The 17,259-nt window shown below is 74.8% G+C and carries 15 protein-coding genes and 1 pseudogene; 9 read left to right on the plus strand and 7 right to left on the minus strand.

Annotation, left to right across the window (positions count from 1 at the left end):
* Positions 1-7: 7 nt before the first annotated feature.
* Both ACIQUT_RS02050 and ACIQUT_RS02055 read right to left on the minus strand, forming a co-directional pair.
* Positions 8-448 carry a MarR family winged helix-turn-helix transcriptional regulator gene (locus ACIQUT_RS02050; RefSeq protein ID WP_403558220.1) on the minus strand — a complete coding sequence of 147 codons (441 nt, stop codon included), beginning with the start codon at positions 446-448 and terminating at the stop codon, positions 8-10.
* A 110-nt stretch (positions 449-558) separates the two neighbouring features.
* On the minus strand, positions 559-1,689 hold the full coding sequence (locus tag ACIQUT_RS02055; RefSeq protein WP_403558222.1) for an IS701 family transposase: 1,131 nt from the start codon (positions 1,687-1,689) through the stop codon (positions 559-561).
* 112 nt (positions 1,690-1,801) lie between these two features.
* Between ACIQUT_RS02055 and ACIQUT_RS02060 the strand changes: the two genes are divergently transcribed.
* Positions 1,802-2,389, plus strand: coding sequence for a TetR family transcriptional regulator (locus ACIQUT_RS02060; protein ID WP_403558223.1), 588 nt, complete (start codon positions 1,802-1,804; stop codon positions 2,387-2,389).
* Between the two features lie 43 nt (positions 2,390-2,432).
* Here the strand turns inward: ACIQUT_RS02060 and ACIQUT_RS02065 are convergent, their stop codons facing one another.
* The 3 genes from ACIQUT_RS02065 to ACIQUT_RS02075 form a co-directional block, all read right to left on the minus strand.
* Complete coding sequence (locus ACIQUT_RS02065; RefSeq protein WP_403558225.1) at positions 2,433-3,659, minus strand: serine hydrolase domain-containing protein; 1,227 nt, start codon at positions 3,657-3,659, stop codon at positions 2,433-2,435.
* A 67-nt stretch (positions 3,660-3,726) separates the two neighbouring features.
* Complete coding sequence (locus tag ACIQUT_RS02070) at positions 3,727-4,680, minus strand: aldo/keto reductase (protein WP_403558227.1); 954 nt, start codon at positions 4,678-4,680, stop codon at positions 3,727-3,729.
* Between the two features lie 254 nt (positions 4,681-4,934).
* Entirely contained in the window at positions 4,935-5,387 is a 453-nt protein-coding gene (locus ACIQUT_RS02075; protein ID WP_403558229.1) for a hypothetical protein, read from the minus strand.
* A gap of 124 nt (positions 5,388-5,511) precedes the next feature.
* Here ACIQUT_RS02075 and ACIQUT_RS02080 point away from each other — a divergent pair, with 124 nt between their 5' ends.
* The 4 genes and pseudogenes from ACIQUT_RS02080 to ACIQUT_RS02095 all read left to right on the plus strand — a co-directional run.
* On the plus strand, positions 5,512-6,336 hold the full coding sequence (locus ACIQUT_RS02080) for an inositol monophosphatase family protein (protein WP_403558231.1): 825 nt from the start codon (positions 5,512-5,514) through the stop codon (positions 6,334-6,336).
* A 187-nt stretch (positions 6,337-6,523) separates the two neighbouring features.
* Positions 6,524-7,945 carry a phytoene desaturase family protein gene (locus tag ACIQUT_RS02085; RefSeq protein WP_403558233.1) on the plus strand — a complete coding sequence of 474 codons (1,422 nt, stop codon included), beginning with the start codon at positions 6,524-6,526 and terminating at the stop codon, positions 7,943-7,945.
* The gene (locus ACIQUT_RS02090; RefSeq protein WP_403558235.1) at positions 7,945-8,454 is read left to right on the plus strand and encodes an O-acetyl-ADP-ribose deacetylase; all 510 of its coding nucleotides are present in this window, start codon (positions 7,945-7,947) and stop codon (positions 8,452-8,454) included. The genes ACIQUT_RS02085 and ACIQUT_RS02090 overlap by 1 nt, the downstream gene beginning before the upstream one ends.
* Before the next feature lie 584 nt (positions 8,455-9,038).
* Positions 9,039-9,425, plus strand: a pseudogene (locus tag ACIQUT_RS02095) (molybdopterin-dependent oxidoreductase); the annotation flags it as partial.
* Between the two features lie 6 nt (positions 9,426-9,431).
* On the opposite strand, the gene ACIQUT_RS02100 reads toward ACIQUT_RS02095, so the two are convergent.
* Positions 9,432-9,851 (minus strand): molybdopterin-binding protein, encoded by a 420-nt coding sequence (locus ACIQUT_RS02100; protein ID WP_403558237.1) that lies wholly within the window; start codon positions 9,849-9,851, stop codon positions 9,432-9,434.
* Positions 9,852-10,085: 234 nt separating this feature from the next.
* On the opposite strand from ACIQUT_RS02100, the gene ACIQUT_RS02105 reads away from it, so the two are divergent.
* The 4 genes from ACIQUT_RS02105 to ACIQUT_RS02120 all read left to right on the plus strand — a co-directional run bounded on the left by ACIQUT_RS02105 (position 10,086) and on the right by ACIQUT_RS02120 (position 15,616).
* Positions 10,086-11,366 (plus strand): APC family permease, encoded by a 1,281-nt coding sequence (locus ACIQUT_RS02105; RefSeq protein WP_403558239.1) that lies wholly within the window; start codon positions 10,086-10,088, stop codon positions 11,364-11,366.
* A 185-nt stretch (positions 11,367-11,551) separates the two neighbouring features.
* The gene (locus ACIQUT_RS02110) at positions 11,552-12,388 is read left to right on the plus strand and encodes an ABC transporter ATP-binding protein (RefSeq protein WP_403558240.1); all 837 of its coding nucleotides are present in this window, start codon (positions 11,552-11,554) and stop codon (positions 12,386-12,388) included.
* Positions 12,389-12,524: 136 nt separating this feature from the next.
* Complete coding sequence (locus tag ACIQUT_RS02115) at positions 12,525-13,520, plus strand: ABC transporter substrate-binding protein (RefSeq protein WP_403558242.1); 996 nt, start codon at positions 12,525-12,527, stop codon at positions 13,518-13,520.
* Positions 13,520-15,616 (plus strand): iron ABC transporter permease, encoded by a 2,097-nt coding sequence (locus tag ACIQUT_RS02120; RefSeq protein ID WP_403558244.1) that lies wholly within the window; start codon positions 13,520-13,522, stop codon positions 15,614-15,616. The genes ACIQUT_RS02115 and ACIQUT_RS02120 overlap by 1 nt, the downstream gene beginning before the upstream one ends.
* Here ACIQUT_RS02120 and ACIQUT_RS02125 read toward each other — a convergent pair.
* Positions 15,604-17,148 carry an MFS transporter gene (locus tag ACIQUT_RS02125; protein WP_403558246.1) on the minus strand — a complete coding sequence of 515 codons (1,545 nt, stop codon included), beginning with the start codon at positions 17,146-17,148 and terminating at the stop codon, positions 15,604-15,606. The two genes, ACIQUT_RS02120 and ACIQUT_RS02125, sit on opposite strands and share 13 nt — an antisense overlap.
* Positions 17,149-17,259: the final 111 nt, after the last annotated feature.

The following is a 17,259-nucleotide window of genomic DNA, read 5'->3' on the forward strand; positions in this document are numbered from 1 at the left end:
GATCGCGTCAGGCGCTGCGCAGCGCCTGCACCGCGCGAGCGAACCGGTCGTCGGCGCCCGCGGTGTTGAGGGCCGAGCTGAGGATGTCGGCGTACGTGGCGCGGGCGTCCTGGTAGCGCTTGCGACCTTCGTCCGTGATGACGGCGAAGACGCCACGCCTGTCGTCGGCGCAGCTGTCCTTGTAGGCGTAGCCGGCGCTGCCCAGTCGCCCCACCAGCCGGGTCACCGAGCTCTGGCCCAGGCCGATGCTGTCCGCGAGCTCCTGCATGCGGCATTCGCCCGCCTCGGCCTGGATGAGGACCTCCAGGGCCCGGTACTCGGACAGGCCGACTCCGTGGCGGCGCTGCAGGGTGTGCGCGAGCTGGCGCTCCACGAAGGCGTGCAGGCCGAGGACGGCCTCCCACACGGCATGATCGGAGGCGGCGCGCCGCTGCTGGTGGCTCGTCATGGAACGGCTCCCTTCTGACTGCTCTTAGGCACAAGATACATGCCCATGCAACAATCTGGAGAGCTCGGGAACAGCAAAGGTCGGCTCCATGCCGGGATGCACTTGTAGGGTCAGGCAATGGATCTGCGTTTCAGGCCCTCCAGGGTGCTGCATGCGTAGGCGGCCGAGACGAGGGTCATGTGCCGGTGCCAGCCGGGGAAGGACCGGCCCTCGAAATCGAGGAGGCCGAAGTCCTCGCCCATGCGGTGGATCGCGGCCTGCGCTCCCCGGGGCGAACGGGCCAGCTCCAGCAGTTCGGCCGGGTGGCGGTCGGTGATGTTCGTCAGCCAGATCCGGCCCGGGCGCCCGCCGCTCGCGTCCCACTCGGCCAGCAGCCGGCCTGCCCCGCGACCGGGCTCGCCGTCCGGGCGCAGCCCGCGCATCGGCGTGTCGTACGAGACGACCTGCAGGCCCGCCCCCGCCGGGTGCCGTACGCCCCGGCGCAGCAGCAGTCCCCGCGCCGACTCCCTTTCGCCTGGCGGCAGTTCCGGGTCGGCGAGGGTGGTCTGGCCCGGGATGGCGAGGACGAAGGCGTGCCCGCTGCCGTGCAGGCTCCGCGCCAGCGGCACAACGTCGCACAGGGCCGTCAGGTCGGCCACCACCGGCGCCGTCCGCCCGTTCGACCATGACGTCGCCTCCTGGACCAAGCGCAGGGCGTGGGCCCACAGCGGCTCGGCCTCCTCCGTCTCGGGGATCTTCACCCGGTCGCGCACCGCCTCGTCGCGGGTGAACCGGGGAGGCAGGAAGAGCCGCCAGTCGACCGGTACGTGTGCCCGCCCGGAGTCCAGGAACAGGCCGAATCCCAGCTGGCAGTTGACGGTGCGCCCGGACTCCGGCAGGAAGCGCCGGTGCACCCCGACCGAGTGGCTGCCGCGCTTGGGCAGTACTGCCGGCGCCAGCGTCCAGGCCCGTACCGGCAGCGACTGAGCCGCCCAGCGGGCCAGCTCGCCGCGCGCCTGGGCCCATTCCCAGGGGCTGGCGTTGACGAACTGATGGAGCGACGTCGACGCCGCCTCCGATCCGGTCACGACGGCCGCCATGCGGCGCACGGTCTTCTTCCCGCGCGTCCGCATCAGCCCCTGCAGATACACATGCCCCCAACGCTGCTGGTCAGAGCGGTGTAAATGGCCGAACAGGCGCCGGGACAGGTCGCCCGGCGGTCGGCCCGCCGCCACGTTGGGCATCTCGTGCGTCGTCGTCACTGCAGGTCCCTCCCAAGTGAGCCGTCTCCGCCCAGGCTAGCAAACGTAGAGAACGTTCGTTATATTTTCTCCGCAGAATGCGACTACTTGCCAAGGTCTAAGGAGAAGGCGCATGCAGGATCGGGCCGCCAGGACGCGCCAAGCCCTGTTGGAAGCAGCCGCCGATGAGTTCGCCGAGCGCGGCTACGAAGGCGCCTCCCTCCAGGGGGTGGTCTGGCGGGCGGCGACCTCGATCGGCTCTCTGACCTTCCACTTCGGGACCAAGACCGTCCTGGCGGAGGATGTGCGCAGGACCGGGTACGCCCGCTTCGGGCACTGCCTGCAGGACCTCGCGGACGCCGCGGACCCGTTGCGGGAGCTGCGCACCCTGATCGGCTGTCTGGCTCGGCTGGCGCGCGAGGACCCGTTCGTACGCGCCGCGCGTCGCCTGGAAGCCGACCGCCCCGAGGGCGTACCGCCGTTGGCCGAGGCCTGGCTTCCCGTGCTCCGAGGCCTGCTCGACCGGGCCGACGGCGCGCGCCGGCTCCGTCCCGGCGTGTCCCCCGAGGGCGCCGTGGCCCTGCTGGCGTACCTCGCGGAGGGCGCCATGGCCACCCACGACGCGCCCCAGGACGCGGTCTGGGACATCGTCCTCCACGGCCTCGTCGCCGATCGGGCGGGCCGGGCAGCCTCGATGTGGTGCCGGTCGGAACCCACCTGAAGACGGGTTCCGACCGGCACCACCCCGGCCGTGGCATGTGGTGTCAGACGGTCCGCAGCGCCCTCGCCACCTCGTCCAGCACCCCCGCGCCGGGGCCCGCTGCCAGCCGGTTGCAGACCCAGGCGGCCCCGGCCCTGACCTGTGGCCAGGCCTGATAGGCGACTCCGCCGGGACCCTGGTGACCGAAGGCGCCGGAGCGGACGGCCGGGTGGAGGCCCTCGTCGAGGAGCTGGAGGCCGCCCTCACCGTACGCGCTGATCCCGCCGAGCAGCGGATCCAGGCCCTCGGCCCAGAAGCTCCGCGCCTGGTCGAGCGTGCGGCGCGACAACAGCAGCGGCTCCTCACCCGGGGCCCGTACGGCGTCCGCGGCCAGAACACCTTGGAGCCGGGCAAGACCGCGGGCCGACGCGTACGCCCCCAACGAGGGGATGACCGCGTAGCGCCGCCGGGTCTCGCTCCACATCCCGGCGTCCGCGGGGAACGGCGACGGGTTGTTCCACACCCGCCCGATGAGCTCCGCTTCGCCGTCGCCCGCCCCGCCGGCCGGCGCCGGGAAACGGGAGCGGAAGCCCGCGTCGTACGAGATCCGCGCGGCCTGCGGCAGTTGATCGGGGACGAGGCCGAAATGGACGTCGAGGCCCAGCGGGCCCGCGATCTCCTCCAGGAAGAAGAGGTCGAGATCGCGGCCGTCGACCCGGCGTATCACCTCGGCGGCGATCCACCCGGCGGTCCACGGCCCGTGCAGCACGCCGGCGGCCCGGGGGTCGTCCTCCAGGCTGTGCATTTCGAGCAACGTGGCCATCATGCGCGGGTTCTCGATGTCCCGCTGGTCAAGGCCCACCGTCATGCCCGGCAGGCGGGCGGTGAACGTCAGCACGTCCCGCAGCGTCACCGCGCCCTTGCCGCGCGCCGCGAACTCCGGCCAGTAGTCGGCGACGGGCCGGTCCAGTCCGAGCGCGCCCATGTCGGCCAGCAGCAGGACCGCCGTGGCCAGGATCGCGTGGGAGCCCATCAGCACGGGCTGGAGGGTGTCGCCGGTCCACGGCGCCCGGGTGACCGGGTCGGCGGTGCCGTGCCACAGGTCGACGACCAGTTCACCGTCCCGTACGACCGCCAGCGCGGCTCCCCGGGAACCGGGCGGACCCGCGTCCTGGCAGGCACGTTCGAAGAGGTGGCGCACGGAGGCGAACCCGGGCGCTGTCGTTCCGTGGACGCCGGTCGTCGTCGCCCCCGGCCGCAGGAGGACCTGCCGTACCAGAGAGGTCGTCATGTGAAGCACTCCAGAAGAGGTGGGCAGTGGGGGACAGTGGCGTGAGCTGAGTGCGGCTCATACCTGCTCATACCTCTGGGGCACCCGCCGGGTAGGGGAGGAACTCCAGGTCGGTCAGGTCCTGCTCGGTCAGGCGCAGCAGGTCGCCGCCGAGGTTCTCGGCGAGGTGGTCCGGCGCCCTCGTGCCGGGCAGCGGTACCACGTGCTCGCCGAGCCGGAGCAGCCATGCCAGGGCGACCTGCGCGGGGGTGACCTCGTGCCGGGCGGCCACGTGGGCGACGGCCTGCGTGAGCGCGAAATTGTGGCGGATGGCGCGCGGGGCGAAGCGAGGCTGGGTGCGCCGCCAGTCGCCCAGAGGCAGATCGTCGGACCGGGACAGCGCGCCGGCCAGCAGACCGCGGCCGAGCGGGGCGCCGGCCAGCAGCGCGATCCGGCGCTCCACCGCGTACGGCACGACGTCGTCGAGACCGCAGCGCGTGAACAGCGACACCTCGGCGGCGATCGCCGCCGCCTCGTGCACGGCTTCGGCGGCCCGGGCCTCCTGCACGGTGACGACGGGCAGCCCCAGCATGCGGATCTTTCCCGCCCAGACCTGCTCGGCCAGCGCGCCCCAGCTCTCCTCCAGCGGTACGCCGGGATCGACGCGGCGCAGCAGGTAGAGGTCGATGTGGTCCACGTGCAGTCGGCGCAGGCTCTCGTCGACCGCGGTCCTCAGCTCCCGCGGACCGCCCGCGGGCCGCAGCACGCCGTCCGCGTCGCCGAGCAGGCCGCCGCCGGTACACAGCACCACCTCGTCCCGGCGCCCGCGGATGGCCTCGCCGATCAGCCTTTCGTTGTCCCCGGCCGCGTAGGCGCCGGCCGTCTCAACGAGGTTGACTCCGAGGTCCATCGCCTTCTGGACCAGCGATACCGCCGTGTCCTTGTCCCTCAGGGCGGGGGCGTAGCGGTAGGAAAGACCCATCGCCCCCAGTCCCAGCCGGCCGACGACCGGCCCGTCCCTACCCAGTGTTGTGGTCCGCATCCTGTGAGGGCTCCCTTCTCCACGGAGGACAGCGACCACCTCATGGCATCAGCCCGCGATGCCGAAGCACAGCATCCCGGTCCTACTTGCCGATCTCGGACGACTTCGGCAGGTTCACCACGCTCCGCTCCGAGTGTCGAGGCGGCGGTACTTCCGCCCCGCATCAGGCCTGCGCGACCTCGGCGCCGACCGGTTCGCCGTCCACGACCTGCACGACGCCAGGGAGGCCGCCACCGACGCCTACGGGCAGCACGTCATCCCGGCGCTGCAGGACCGACGGGCTCGGCGAGGCGCGGGTCCAGCGTGATCTGCTGCGGGGTGTAGCAGTCGGCCGTCTCCACGGCCACCTCGGCGCCGCATCCCGCACAGGCCAGGTTCGGCCCCTGCGATCCGCTCGGCCCGCAGCAGCCCTGCCGGCGCCGCGGGATCGGCTCGACCCCGCGCACGTCGTCCGGGCCGATCACCGGACTGCGCAGCCCGGAGCCGGGCCGGACCGGCGGGGCCGGCACGCCCTTCGACGGGTGCGCCCAGGACAGGTGGTAGGGCTCGGGGTCGTAGGCGAAGGTGCCCGGGGCCAGCCGCGGCGGGCAGTCCTCCCCGTCCGGCACGGCGAACGGCAGCGGCGCCTCGTCCAGCGGCGGCAGCGGGACCTCCCGTACCGGGGCGGTCAGGACGGTCCCGCAGGCCGCGCAGCGGAATACGATCACGCCCTCCATCCTGCCCCACCCGTGTGGGTTCACCCGGGCGGGTTCACCGGATGGTCACCCTGGGGACGGTCTCCCTTCCGGGAATGCGGTGGGGAACGCGGGCCGGGCGTGATGTGATGGGGGCATGATCGAAGAGTTCCTGGCCCGTGACCTGTCCGCCGTCGAGGAAGCCGTCCGCAAGGCGGCCGCCGCCGAGATCATGCCGAGGTTCCGGCAGCTCGCCGACCACGAGGTGGACCACAAGAGCGGCCCGCACGATCTGGTGACCGTCGCCGACCGCAAGGCCGAAGAGCACCTCACGGCCTCCCTCAGCCGGCTGCTGCCCGGCTCCGCCGTCGTCGGCGAGGAAGCCGTGCACGCCGACCCGACCGTGTACGGGGCGCTGCGCGGCGACGCCCCGGTCTGGATCGTGGACCCGGTCGACGGCACCCGGCAGTTCGTCTCCGGCGACCCGAACTTCTGCACCCTGGTCGCGCTCGCCCACCACGGGGAGGTCCTCGCCTCCTGGACCTTCGCCCCGGCGCTGGACGAGATGGCCACCGCCGTGCGCGGGCAGGGCGCGTACCTGGGGCAGGAGCGCCTGCGCTGCGGTTCCCCCGAGCCGGGCGCCGAGCTGCGCGTCGCCATGGCGCACCCGCTGTACACCACCGACGGCGACAAGCGGATCCTGTCCCGCCTGGACGTGCCCGGCGTCGCCGCCCGCCCCTGCGGCTCGGCCGGCCTGGAATACCTGAAGGTGGCCCGCGGCGAGATGGACGGCCTCGCCTTCACCTGGCCCTCGGCCTGGGACCACGCGGCCGGGCTGCTGCTGGTCGCCGAGGCCGGCGGGGCGCAGAGCACCGTCGCCGGGGAGCCCTTCCGCATCGACCGGGACAACGAGCTGCCCTTCGCCGTGGGCCGCGACGAGGCCACGACCGCACGGATCCGCGAGCTGCTCCGCAACACCTGACCCGGGCCCGGGCCGACGCCTGACCCGGGCCCGGGCCGACGCCTGGCCGGGGTCCCGGCCGACGCCTGGCCGGCGTCCCGATCTGACGAACCCCGGGGCCGCTGCGGCCGTACCCGGGGCCCGCGCAGGCGGTCCGAATATCCTGGGAGCGGTGGCAGCCACCGGACGAAGCCGAAGGAGTCGCATAGTGCCGTCGATTCTCGATGCGGTCGTGGTGGGGGCGGGGCCCAACGGGCTGACCGCCGCCGTCGAACTGGCCCGGCGCGGCTTCTCCGTGGCCGTCTTCGAAGCCGCGGAGGCCGTCGGCGGCGGGGCCCGGACCGAGGAGCTCACCCTCCCCGGCTTCCGGCACGACCCCTGCTCGGCGGTCCACCCGCTGGGCGCCGGCTCCCCGGCGTTCACCGCGATGCCGCTGAAGCGGTACGGGCTGGAGTGGCTGCACGCCCCCCTGCCGATGGCGCACCCCTTCGACGACGGCACGGCCGCCGTGCTCTCCCGCTCCGTCGCCGAGACCGCCGCCTCCCTCGGGCCGCGCGACGCGGGCGCCTACCGGCGGCTGGTCGCGCCGTTCCTCGGCCGATGGGACACCCTGGCCCGGGACTTCATGTCCCTGCCCGCCACCGCCCTGCCCCGCGACCCGGTCACCCTGGCCCGCTTCGGGCTGGCCGGACTGCCGCCGTCCACCTGGCTGTTGCGGCGCTTCCGGGACGAGCGGGCCAAGGCCATGTTCGCGGGGCTCGTCGCCCACGTCATCGCACCCCTGGGCGGCATCGCCACCGGCGCCGTCGGCCTCGTCTTCGCCCTCGCCGCGCACGCCGGCGGCTGGCCCATGGCACGCGGCGGCTCCCAGTCGGTCTCCGACGCCCTCGCCGCCTACCTCGCCGACCTCGGCGGCAGCATCCACACGGACTTCGAGGTCAAGCGCCTGGACGACCTCCCGCCGGCCCGCGCGTACGTCTTCGACACCTCGCCGACCGCGCTGGCCCGCATCGCCGGCCTGGGGCGCGCGTACGACGGCTACCGGTACGGCGCCTCCGTCTTCAAGATCGACTATGCGCTGTCCGGGCCGGTGCCGTGGACCGCCGAGGCCCCGCGCCGGGCCGGCACCGTCCAGATCGGGCCCCGCGCCCGCGACATCGACGCCGCCCTGCAGCTCGCCTCCGGCGGCCGCGCCCCCCGCACCCCGTTCCTGATCACCGCTCAGCCCAGCCTCGCCGACCCGGGCCGGGCACCCGAGGGCAAACACGTCTTCTGGGCCTACGGACACGTCCCCGCGGGCTGGGACGGCGACCTCACCGACGCCGTCGAACGCCAACTCGAACGCTTCGCCCCGGGCTTCCGCGACCTCGTACTCGCCCGCGCCACGGCCGGCCCGCCGCAACTCGCCGCCCGCAACCCCAACTACATCGGCGGGGACATCGCCTGCGGCGCGGCCTCCGGACTCCAGCTGCTGCTGCGCCCGAAACTGTCCCTGTCCCCGTACACGACCCCCCACCCCGCCGTCTTCCTCTGCTCCTCCGCCACCCCGCCCGGCCCCGGTGTGCACGGCATGTCCGGCCACAACGCGGCCAAGGCGGTCTGGCGGCACCTGCGAAAGGCCGCCTCCTGATGGTCCGCATCACCCTCGTCCAGGGCGACATCACCGCCGAGCAGGCGGACGCCCTGGTCAACGCCGCGAACTCCTCCCTGCTCGGCGGCGGGGGAGTGGACGGAGCCATCCACCGGCGCGGCGGCCCGGAGATCCTGGAGGCCTGCCGCGCCCTGCGTGCCTCCCACTACGGCAAGGGCCTCCCGACGGGCCGGGCCGTGGCCACGACCGCGGGCCGCCTCCACGCCCAGTGGGTGATCCACACCGTGGGCCCGGTGTGGTCCGCCACCGAGGACCGCTCCGAGCTCCTCGCCTCCTGCTACCGCGAGTCGCTGCGCGTCGCGGACGAGCTGGGCGCCCGCACGGTCGCCTTCCCGGCCATCTCCACCGGCATCTACGGCTGGCCCATGGACGACGGCGCCCGCATCGCGGTGGAAACCGTCCGCGCGACCCCCACCGCGGTGGAAGAGGCCCGCTTCGTCCTCTTCGACGAGCCGGCCTACGAAGCCTTCGCCCGCCAGGTCGGCTGACCGCACACGGTCGGTCCCCGAGGCCGCCGGCAAGGCCTGGGCGCGGTTTGGCGCTCTGGCCGGCCCGCCAGTCGGTCGAGGTGGCCCTGGACGAGTTTCGCGAGCGCGGGTCCGTGTTCGTAGCCGAGCGGTGCGAGCTCCGGTGGAAGGACGTAGCCGTCGGGCATCCGCGCGTACGTCTGCTGCATGAGCTGCCGGTAGGCGTCGCCGAGCAGGCCGGGTCAGTCGCCGTACAGGCCGGATCGGAGTCGATTCCCACAAATTCCTGCCCGTCTTCATCGGCGTTGAACGCGCCCGCCGACTCGGTGCACATATGACGTCGAGCGCGGACGATCGATGGTTGGAGTCCTCCTCGGCGCGAGTGGACCACCCCGAGGGCTTCGGCGTCCGGGGAGTCTCCACCGGCTACGCCGGCTGGTCCGGAGTCGCGTACGCCTCCCACTCCCGCGAGCGCAGCCTCACCATCGACGAGCTGGTCACCTGCGAACTGACCGGCCAGGCCCTGTGGTGCTTCACCCGCCAGATCCAGCAGATGGTCGAGGACGGACAGGACCCCTCCATGCCCGAGCAGTACGGCTGGCGACCTCAGCGTCGCGGACCTGCGGGGCTGGGGGCAGCACCGGGCCGCGGTCACCTTCGACTGCGCCGCCAACGGCCCGCAGCACCACGTGTTCGAGGGCGCCCTGCTGCGCGAGGTGGTCAGCGACGCGGGCCCGGCCTTCGACGCCGGCCGCCGGAAGGGCTGGTCGCGGTTCCTGCTCGCGGTCAGCGGCGGGGGCGGGCACCACACCGTCGTGTCGTGGGCCGAGCTCGACGGGGACTTCGGCGGCAGCCCCGTGCTGCCGGCGGCCCGCCTCGACGGAGCCGACCTCGACGCGGCGGGTGCGCAGCTGGTGGTGCCGTCCGACCGGTGCGGGGCGCGTTACGTCAGCGCCGTGACCGACGTCTGGTTCGGTGCGCCCCCACGGGAGCGGGGGTCAGGTCGCGGAGAGCAGGATCTCCGTCGACTTGATCAGGGCGACGACGGGGGAGCCCGCGGCCAGACCGAGCGCCTCCACCGCCTCGTTGGTGATCACTGCGGTCAGGCCGCCGCCCTCCACGTCCACCTGGACGGAGGCCATCGCGCCGCCGACGGCGATGCCCGTGACGGTCCCGGCGAGCTGGTTGCGGATGGAGATGCCCTCCACATGCCCGGTGGCCAGGGCCACCTCGGTGGCTTTGACCAGCGCCTTCACCGGGGTGCCGGGGGCGATGCCGAGGTCCTTGACGGCTCCGGCGGTGACGGCGGCGGTGATGTGCTGGCCGCCGTCCAGCCGGACCTTCACCGTCGCCATGGCCTCGTCCGCGGTGACGGCGGTGACGGTGCCGGGGATCCGGTTGCGGATGCTCAGGCTCATGGGTGCCCGTCCTTGTGGTGTGCTCGGGTGCCGTGCCGGTCCGGTAGGACCGATCAAGATCGACCGTAGTCGGCGTCCCGCGGGCCCCGGTCCGGCCCCTCGCAACGGCCCGCCGGAATCACCCGCCCGGCCCGGCCCGGGATCCGGTCGCCCCGGCCCCGGCTGTTTCCGTTCGCCCGCTATCGTCTGCCCCGGTCGGGGCCCGGACGGGGTCCTTGGTGAGGGGAGCAGGGCATGGCGGAGCCGGGGGTCGCGGCCGGGGGGCCGGGCGAGCTGCGGCGGCGGCTGGGGGTCGCCGACGCGGTGGTCATCGGCCTGGGGTCGATGATCGGCGCGGGGATCTTCGCCGCCCTCGCCCCCGCCGCCCGCGCGGCGGGTTCCGGGCTGCTGATCGGCCTGGCGCTGGCGGCCGTGGTCGCGTTCTGCAACGCCACCTCGTCCGCCCGACTCGCCGCCCGCCACCCGGCCTCCGGCGGCACCTACGTGTACGGCCGCGAGCGGCTCGGGGAGTTCTGGGGCTACCTCGCCGGGTGGGCCTTCGTCGTCGGCAAGACCGCCTCGTGCGCGGCGATGGCCCTGACCGTCGGCTCGTACGTGTGGCCCGGTCAGGCGCACGCGGTCGCCGTCGCGGCCGTGGTGGCGCTGACGGCGGTGAACTACGCCGGGGTGCAGAAGTCGGCCCTGCTGTCCCGGGTGATCGTGGCGGTGGTGCTGGCGGTGCTCGCCGCGGTCGTCGTCGCCGCCTGCACTTCGGGGGCGGCGGACGCGGGCCGGCTCGCCGTCGGCACCGGCACGGGCCCCGGCGGGGTGCTCCAGGCCGCGGGCCTGCTGTTCTTCGCGTTCGCCGGGTACGCGCGCATCGCCACGCTCGGCGAGGAGGTCCGCGACCCGGCGCGCACGATCCCGCGGGCCGTCCCGATCGCCCTCGGCATCACCCTCGTCGTGTACGTCGCGGTCGCGCTCGCGGTCCTGGCGGTCCTCGGCCCGCAGGGGCTGGCCGCCTCCGCCGCCCCGCTGTCGGACGCGGCCCGCGCCGCGGGCGCCGGGTGGCTGGTACCGGTCGTCCGGGCCGGGGCGGCGGTGGCCGCGCTCGGCTCGCTGCTGGCGCTGATCCTGGGGGTCTCCCGCACCACGCTGGCCATGGCGCGGGACCGGCACCTGCCGCACGCCCTGGCCGCCGTCCACCCGCGGTTCCAGGTCCCGCACCGGGCCGAACTCCTCGTCGGCGGTGTCGTCGCGGTCCTGGCGGCCACGGCCGACGTGCGCGGAGCCATCGGCTTCTCCTCCTTCGGGGTGCTCGCCTACTACGCCGTCGCCAACGCCTCCGCGTGGACCCTCGCCCCCGACGAGGGCCGGCCGCCCCGGATCGTCGCCGTCCTCGGCCTGGCCGGCTGCCTGGCCCTGGCCTTCGCCCTGCCGGCCTCCTCGGTGGCCTCCGGGGCCGCGGTGCTCGCCGCCGGAGCCGCCGCCTACGGGATCCGGAAGGCCGTGCAGCAGTACCGCGGCCGCCCGTAGCCCCCGGCGCTATTACCGGCCAACTCCTCTCCGCGCAAGGGGTGGTGAGTGTGTGCCGGGGGTGTGTGGTGGTGCGCGGGATCTCGACATGGTCACAGGTCCCCCGGGTTCCGAAATGGATCTTAGGGATGCCTTACCTAAGTTGTATGGTGGCGATCGAGAACCCGAGACGGGGGAGGAACGCGGTGGCGTTAGGCGACGTCCGGCTGGTGGCGGAAAGACTCGACGTCGGGCATGCGGGCCGCCCGGTACTCAAGCAGGTGGACCTCTCGCTCCGCTCCGGCGCGATCACGGTGCTGGTCGGCCCCAACGGCTGCGGGAAATCCACCCTCTTGCGCACGGCGGCCGGACTGCTGCCCCCCATCGGCGGCGAGGTGCGCGTCGACGGCGCACCGCTGCGGTCCTTCGGCCGCCGGACCCTGTCCCAGCGCCTGGCGTTCCTGCCGCAGACCTCGCAGGCCCCCGCCGGGGTCACCGTGCGCGAGCTCGTCCGCCACGGCCGCTACGCCCATCGAGGCGCCCTCTCCCGGCACACCGGCGAGGACACCGAGGCGATCGACTGGGCCCTCGACGTCACGGACGCCGCCCCCCTCGTCGACCGGCGGCTCGACGAGCTCTCGGGCGGCGAGCGCCAGCGCGCCTGGCTGGCCATGGTGCTGGCGCAGCGGGCCGGCGTGCTGCTGCTGGACGAGCCCACCACCTACCTGGACATGCGCCACCAGTTCGAAGTGCTCGACGTCGTCCGCCGGCTGGCCCGCGACCACGCCATCGCCTGCGGCGTGGTGCTGCACGATCTGATGCAGGCCGCGGCCTATGCCGACGAGGTCGTGGTCGTCGCCGACGGCGGGATCACGGCCGCGGGCGATCCCGCCGCCGTGCTGACCCCCGAGGTCATCGACCGTGCCTTCGGCCTGCGCGTGAGCGTCGTCCGCGACCCGGCCACCGGCTACCTCGCCTGCTTCCCGCAGCGTCCGCCCGCCGAGTCCGCGCCCTCCGCCGAGTCCGCGCCGCCCGCCGCCTGAGTCCGCGCCTCCGGCCGTCCGAGGCCGCGCCTCCGGCCGTCCGAGGCCGCGCCTCCGGCCGTCCGGGGCCGCGCCGCCGACCCGGTGCGTCGGGGCTGTCCGACCGCACCACCCAACCCCTTAGGAGAGATTCGCCATGCAGAGGATGCCGCGCGCCCTGAAGACGGCGGGTGCCGCCCTGGCGCTGATGCTGACCGCGGTCGCCTGCGGGTCCGGCACGGTCGGCGAGACCGCGGACCCCAAGAAGAGCGGGGACGCGCCCGCGGGCGCCGCCATCGTCCTCGACACCGCCCAGGGCAAGGTCACCCTGGCCAAACCCGCCACCAAGGTCGTCGCGCTGGAATGGACGTACACCGAGGAGCTGGTCGCGCTCGGCGTCACCCCGGTCGGGAACGCCGATAACAAGGGCTACGGCACCTGGATCACCGCGAAGGGGGCCGCCCTGCCCCAGGACGTCACCGACGTCGGCACCCGCAACGAGCCGAGCCTGGAGAAGATCCGGGCGCTCCAGCCGGACCTCATCGTGATCGACAACGACCGCTCCAAGGCGAACCTGAAGCAGCTCCAGGAGATCGCCCCGGTGGTGTCGTTCACGTACACCGCCAAGCCGCAGCTCCAGACGATGAAGAAGAACTTCGCCGAGCTGGCCAGGGCCGTCGGCAAGCAGGACAAGGCCGCCGAGGTCACCGGGCAGATCGACGCCCGGGCCGCCGACCTCAAGGCCCGCCTCGACAAGGCGGGCAAGGGCGGGCTGAAGTACGCGGTCGGGCAGGGGTTCACCGCCAACGGCACCGCCACCGTCCGCATGCTCACCGACGACGCCATCGCCCCGCAGGTGCTGAACCTCGCCGGCCTGAAGAACGGCTGGAAGGGCGAGCCCGACGCCTGGGGCATGACCACGGTCGGCGTCGAGGGCCTGACCAAGGTGGAGGGCGACTCCACCTTCCTGTACGTCGCCGCCGAGAAGGACAACCCGTTCACCGGGGCCCTCGCCGCCAACGCCGTGTGGAAGGGCCTCGACTTCGTCAGGAACGACAAGGCCGTCCCGCTCGACCCCGGCACCTGGCTCTTCGGCGGCCCCCTCTCGGCGCTGCACATCCTCGACGAGACCGGCAAGGCCCTGAAGGTCTGATGGCCCAGGACACCCTGACGGCAGCCGCCGGCCCCCGGCCGGCGGCGCGCCGGCCCGCCGGGGGCCGCACGCGCGCCCTGCTCACCTGCGGCGCCCTGGCGCTGCTCCTGTGCCTGGTCGCCCTGGTCCACCTCGGGCAGGGCGCGTCCGGTGTGGGGCTCTCCGACATCGCGGACCTGGTCCTGGGGCGCGGCGACGCCCGGACCGCCGACATCCTGCTCGGCAGCCGGCTGCCCCGCACCCTGACCGGGCTGGTCGTCGGCGTGGCGCTGGGCGTCTCCGGCGTCCTCGTCCAGGGCGCGACCCGCAACCCGCTCGCCGCGCCCGACACCCTCGGCGTCAACGCCGGCGCCTACCTCGCCGTCGTGCTGGTGGCGTTCACCGGAGTGAGCCTGGGCCCGCTGCCCGCCGGGGGCGCCGCGTTCCTCGGCGGGCTCCTCGCCGTCGCCGTGGTCCACCTGCTCACCAGCGGCGGCGTCATGACCCCCGGCCGGGTGCTCCTCGCCGGGGCCACCGTCGCCCTCGCCGGCACCGCGGCGGCGGAGTTCCTGCAGATGCTCGACGTGCAGGCGACGCGGGGACTGTTCTTCTGGGGCAACGGCACCCTGATGCAGTCCGGGCTGGAACGGCCGCTCACCCTCGGCGCCCTGGTCCTCGCCGGCGCCGTGTGCGCCCCGCTCCTGGCCCGCCCGCTGGACCTGCTCGCCCTCGGCGACGAGACGGCCCAGGCGATGGGCGTCCGCGTGGAGCGGATCCGGCCCGCCGCCTTCCTCGTCGCCGTGCTGCTCTCCGCCGCCGCGGTCTCGCTCGCCGGGCCGATCGGCTTCGTCGGGCTCATAGCCCCCGTCGCCGCACGCCAGCTGGGCCTGCGCAAGCACGCCGAACTCATCCCGACCGCGGCCCTGCTCGCCGCGGCCCTGGTCCTCGCGGCGGACGCCGCCGCCCAGCTGATCGCACCCCCGTCCGCCACCCAGCCCGCGGAGATCCCGGTCGGCGTGGTCACCGCCCTGATCGGCGGCCCGGTCTTCATGGCCCTGGCACGCCGGATCAGCACCGGCGACGCGGACACCGGGGCGGCCGTCGCCGTCTCCGACCGGCGGCGCGCCCCCGGCTTCGCCGCCGTGCTCGGCGCCGGGCTGATCGTGTTGGCCGCGGCCGTCGCGGTGTCGCTGCGCCTGGGCGACGTGGAGATCGGCTGGGGGCAGCTCGGCGCGCTGCTCTCCGGTTCGGCCGAGCAGATCACCGAGGCGGTGGTCGGCTACCGGCTGCCGCGCGTCCTGGTGGCCGCCGTGGCCGGCGCCTGCCTGGCCGTGGCCGGTGCGGCCGTGCAGGCCGTCGTACGCAACCCGCTGGCCGAGCCGGGACTCGTCGGCGTGACCGCGGGAGCCTCCCTGGGCGCCGTCACCGTCATCCTGGCCGTCCCGTCCGCGCCCGCCGCCGCGCTGCCGGCCGCCGCGGCCGCCGGCGGCCTGCTGATGCTGGTCGTCGTCGTCCTCGTGGCCCGGGGGAGTACGGGCGGGGGCCGCCGCGGACTGGACCCGACCCGGGTGGTGCTGGTCGGCCTCGGGGCCGCCGCCACCGCCATGGCCCTGGTCAACATCATGGTCGTGGGCGCCCAGATGAACATCTCGGCCGCCCTCGGCTGGCTCTCCGGCAGCACCTACGGCCGCGACCTCTCGGCGCTCGGCTGGCTGGCCCTGCCCGTGCTGGTCGCGGTGGCGCTGGTCGTCGCGGCCCGGCCGGTGGACCTGCTCGCCCTGGGGGAGGAGCTGCCGCGCGCCCTCGGCCTGGAACTGGGCCGTGCCCGGCTGCTCGTCCTCGGCGCGGGCGCGGTGCTGGCCGCCGGCACGGCCGCCGCCGTCGGCGCGGTCGGCTTCGTCGGGCTGGTCGCCCCGCACCTGGCGCGCCGTCTGGTCGGCGGCCACACCGCGCGGATGGTGCCCATGGCCGCGCTGCTGGGCGCGCTGCTGGTGGTCTGCTCGGACGCGCTGGGGCGCTGGCTGCTGGCGCCGACCGAGATCCCGGTAGGCGTGGTGACCGCGCTGGTGGGCGCCCCGTACCTGGTGTGGCTGCTGCGCCGGACTCAGGACGTCTGAGCCGTACGGGCGGCCGGGGCGGGCTTCCCGGCCGGGCCGCCGGCGGTCCCGGCCCCGGCCGCGCCGTCCCGGAGCGTACGGGCGGCGAGGACGCCGATCAGGCAGACGGCGGCCGAGGCCAGGCAGACGGCCGTGTAGGCGCCGGAGAACGCGGACCGGGCGAGGGGCCGGAGCACGGGGTCGAGGAGTTCGAGGCGGCCGGTGCCGACGGCGTCCCGCACCGGCCCGTCGGCGGCGGCGCCGAGCTCCCCGCCGAGCCCCCCGCCCAGCCCGGCGTCGAGGCGGGCGGCGAACAGGGCGCCGAAGGCGGCGACGCCGGTCGCGGTGCCCAGCGGGTAGCAGGCGTTGGTCAGCCCGGAGGCCAGGCCCGCCCGGTCCTCGGGCACGGCGCCCACCGCGACGCCCATCAGCGGCGGGAAGATGACGGCTCCTCCGATGCCGAGCAGCACCAGCCCGGCCGCTGTGGCGGCCCCGCCGGGGCCGGCCGGCCCGGCGCCCGCGGCGCTCCCGGCGGCTCCGGAAGCGGCCCCGGACGCGGCGGCGGCCAGCGCCAGCAGGCCCAGCCCCTGGAGCGCGAAGCCGCCCGCGACGAGGGCGTGCGGGGGGAACGCCCGCTGGAGCCGGGCCACGAACAGGCCGGCCAGCAGCAGACTGCCCGTCAGCGGGATCAGGTGCAGCCCGACCTCCAGGGGGGAGTAGGCGTGCGTGCTCTGCAGCCACAGGGTGGTGAAGGCCAGCACGCCCAGGCTGGACATCCGGGCGAGGAACCCGAGTACGGCGGCTCCGGAGAGCGCCCGGATGCGCAGCAGGGCCAGGTCGATCAGGCCGTCCCCGCGGCGCTGGACGGCCACCAGGGCGGCGGTGAGGACGATCCCGGCGGCCGCCGGCAGCAGGACGCGCGGCGAGGTCCAGCCCGCTTCCGGCCCCACGGTCAGCGGGTAGTGCAGGGCGAGGAGGGCGGCCACGGCGAGCACCGCGCCGAGGGGGTCGACCCGGCGCCGGGCGGCCCCCGCGGCGGGCGGTGCCTGCGCTCCGGGCATCCGGGCGAGCGCCCCGGCCACGGCCAGGACCCCGATCGGCACGTTGACGAGGAAGATCCAGCGCCAGCCGGGCCCGCTCACGAAGAGGCCGCCGACGACCGGTCCGAGGGCGCCGGCCGCCGAGGCGACGGCGGCGAACGCGGCGATGGCGGCCTGCCGGCGGGCGCCCTCGTACGCGGCGGCGAGCAGGGCGAGGCTGGGCGCGAACACCAGGGAGCCGCCCAGCCCCTGGGCGGCGCGCGCCGCGATGAGCGTGCCCGCGTCCGGCGCGAGCCCGCATGCGGCCGAGGCGACCGTGAACAGTGCCATTCCGGCCATGAACACGGTCTTGCGCCCGATGCGGTCGGAGAGCGCGCCCGCGGTGAGCAGGAGGGCTCCGAAGGCGAGGGAGTAGGCGGAGACCGTCCACTGCACGCGGGCGAGGCCGACGTCCAGGGAGCCGGCGATATCGGCGAGCGCGACGTTCACCACCGTGACGTCCAGCGTCATCATCACGCCGCCTGCGCTGACCAGAGCGAACGTCCATCGCGGAGAGCCACTGCGGGAAGGTGCCACTGATTCACCCCGAGCGCGTAGACCCTGGAACGGGCATGCGGATTGGTA

Origin of the sequence: Streptomyces sp. NPDC090445, from assembly GCF_044769385.1 — a bacterium.
GTDB lineage: Bacteria > Actinomycetota > Actinomycetes > Streptomycetales > Streptomycetaceae > Streptomyces.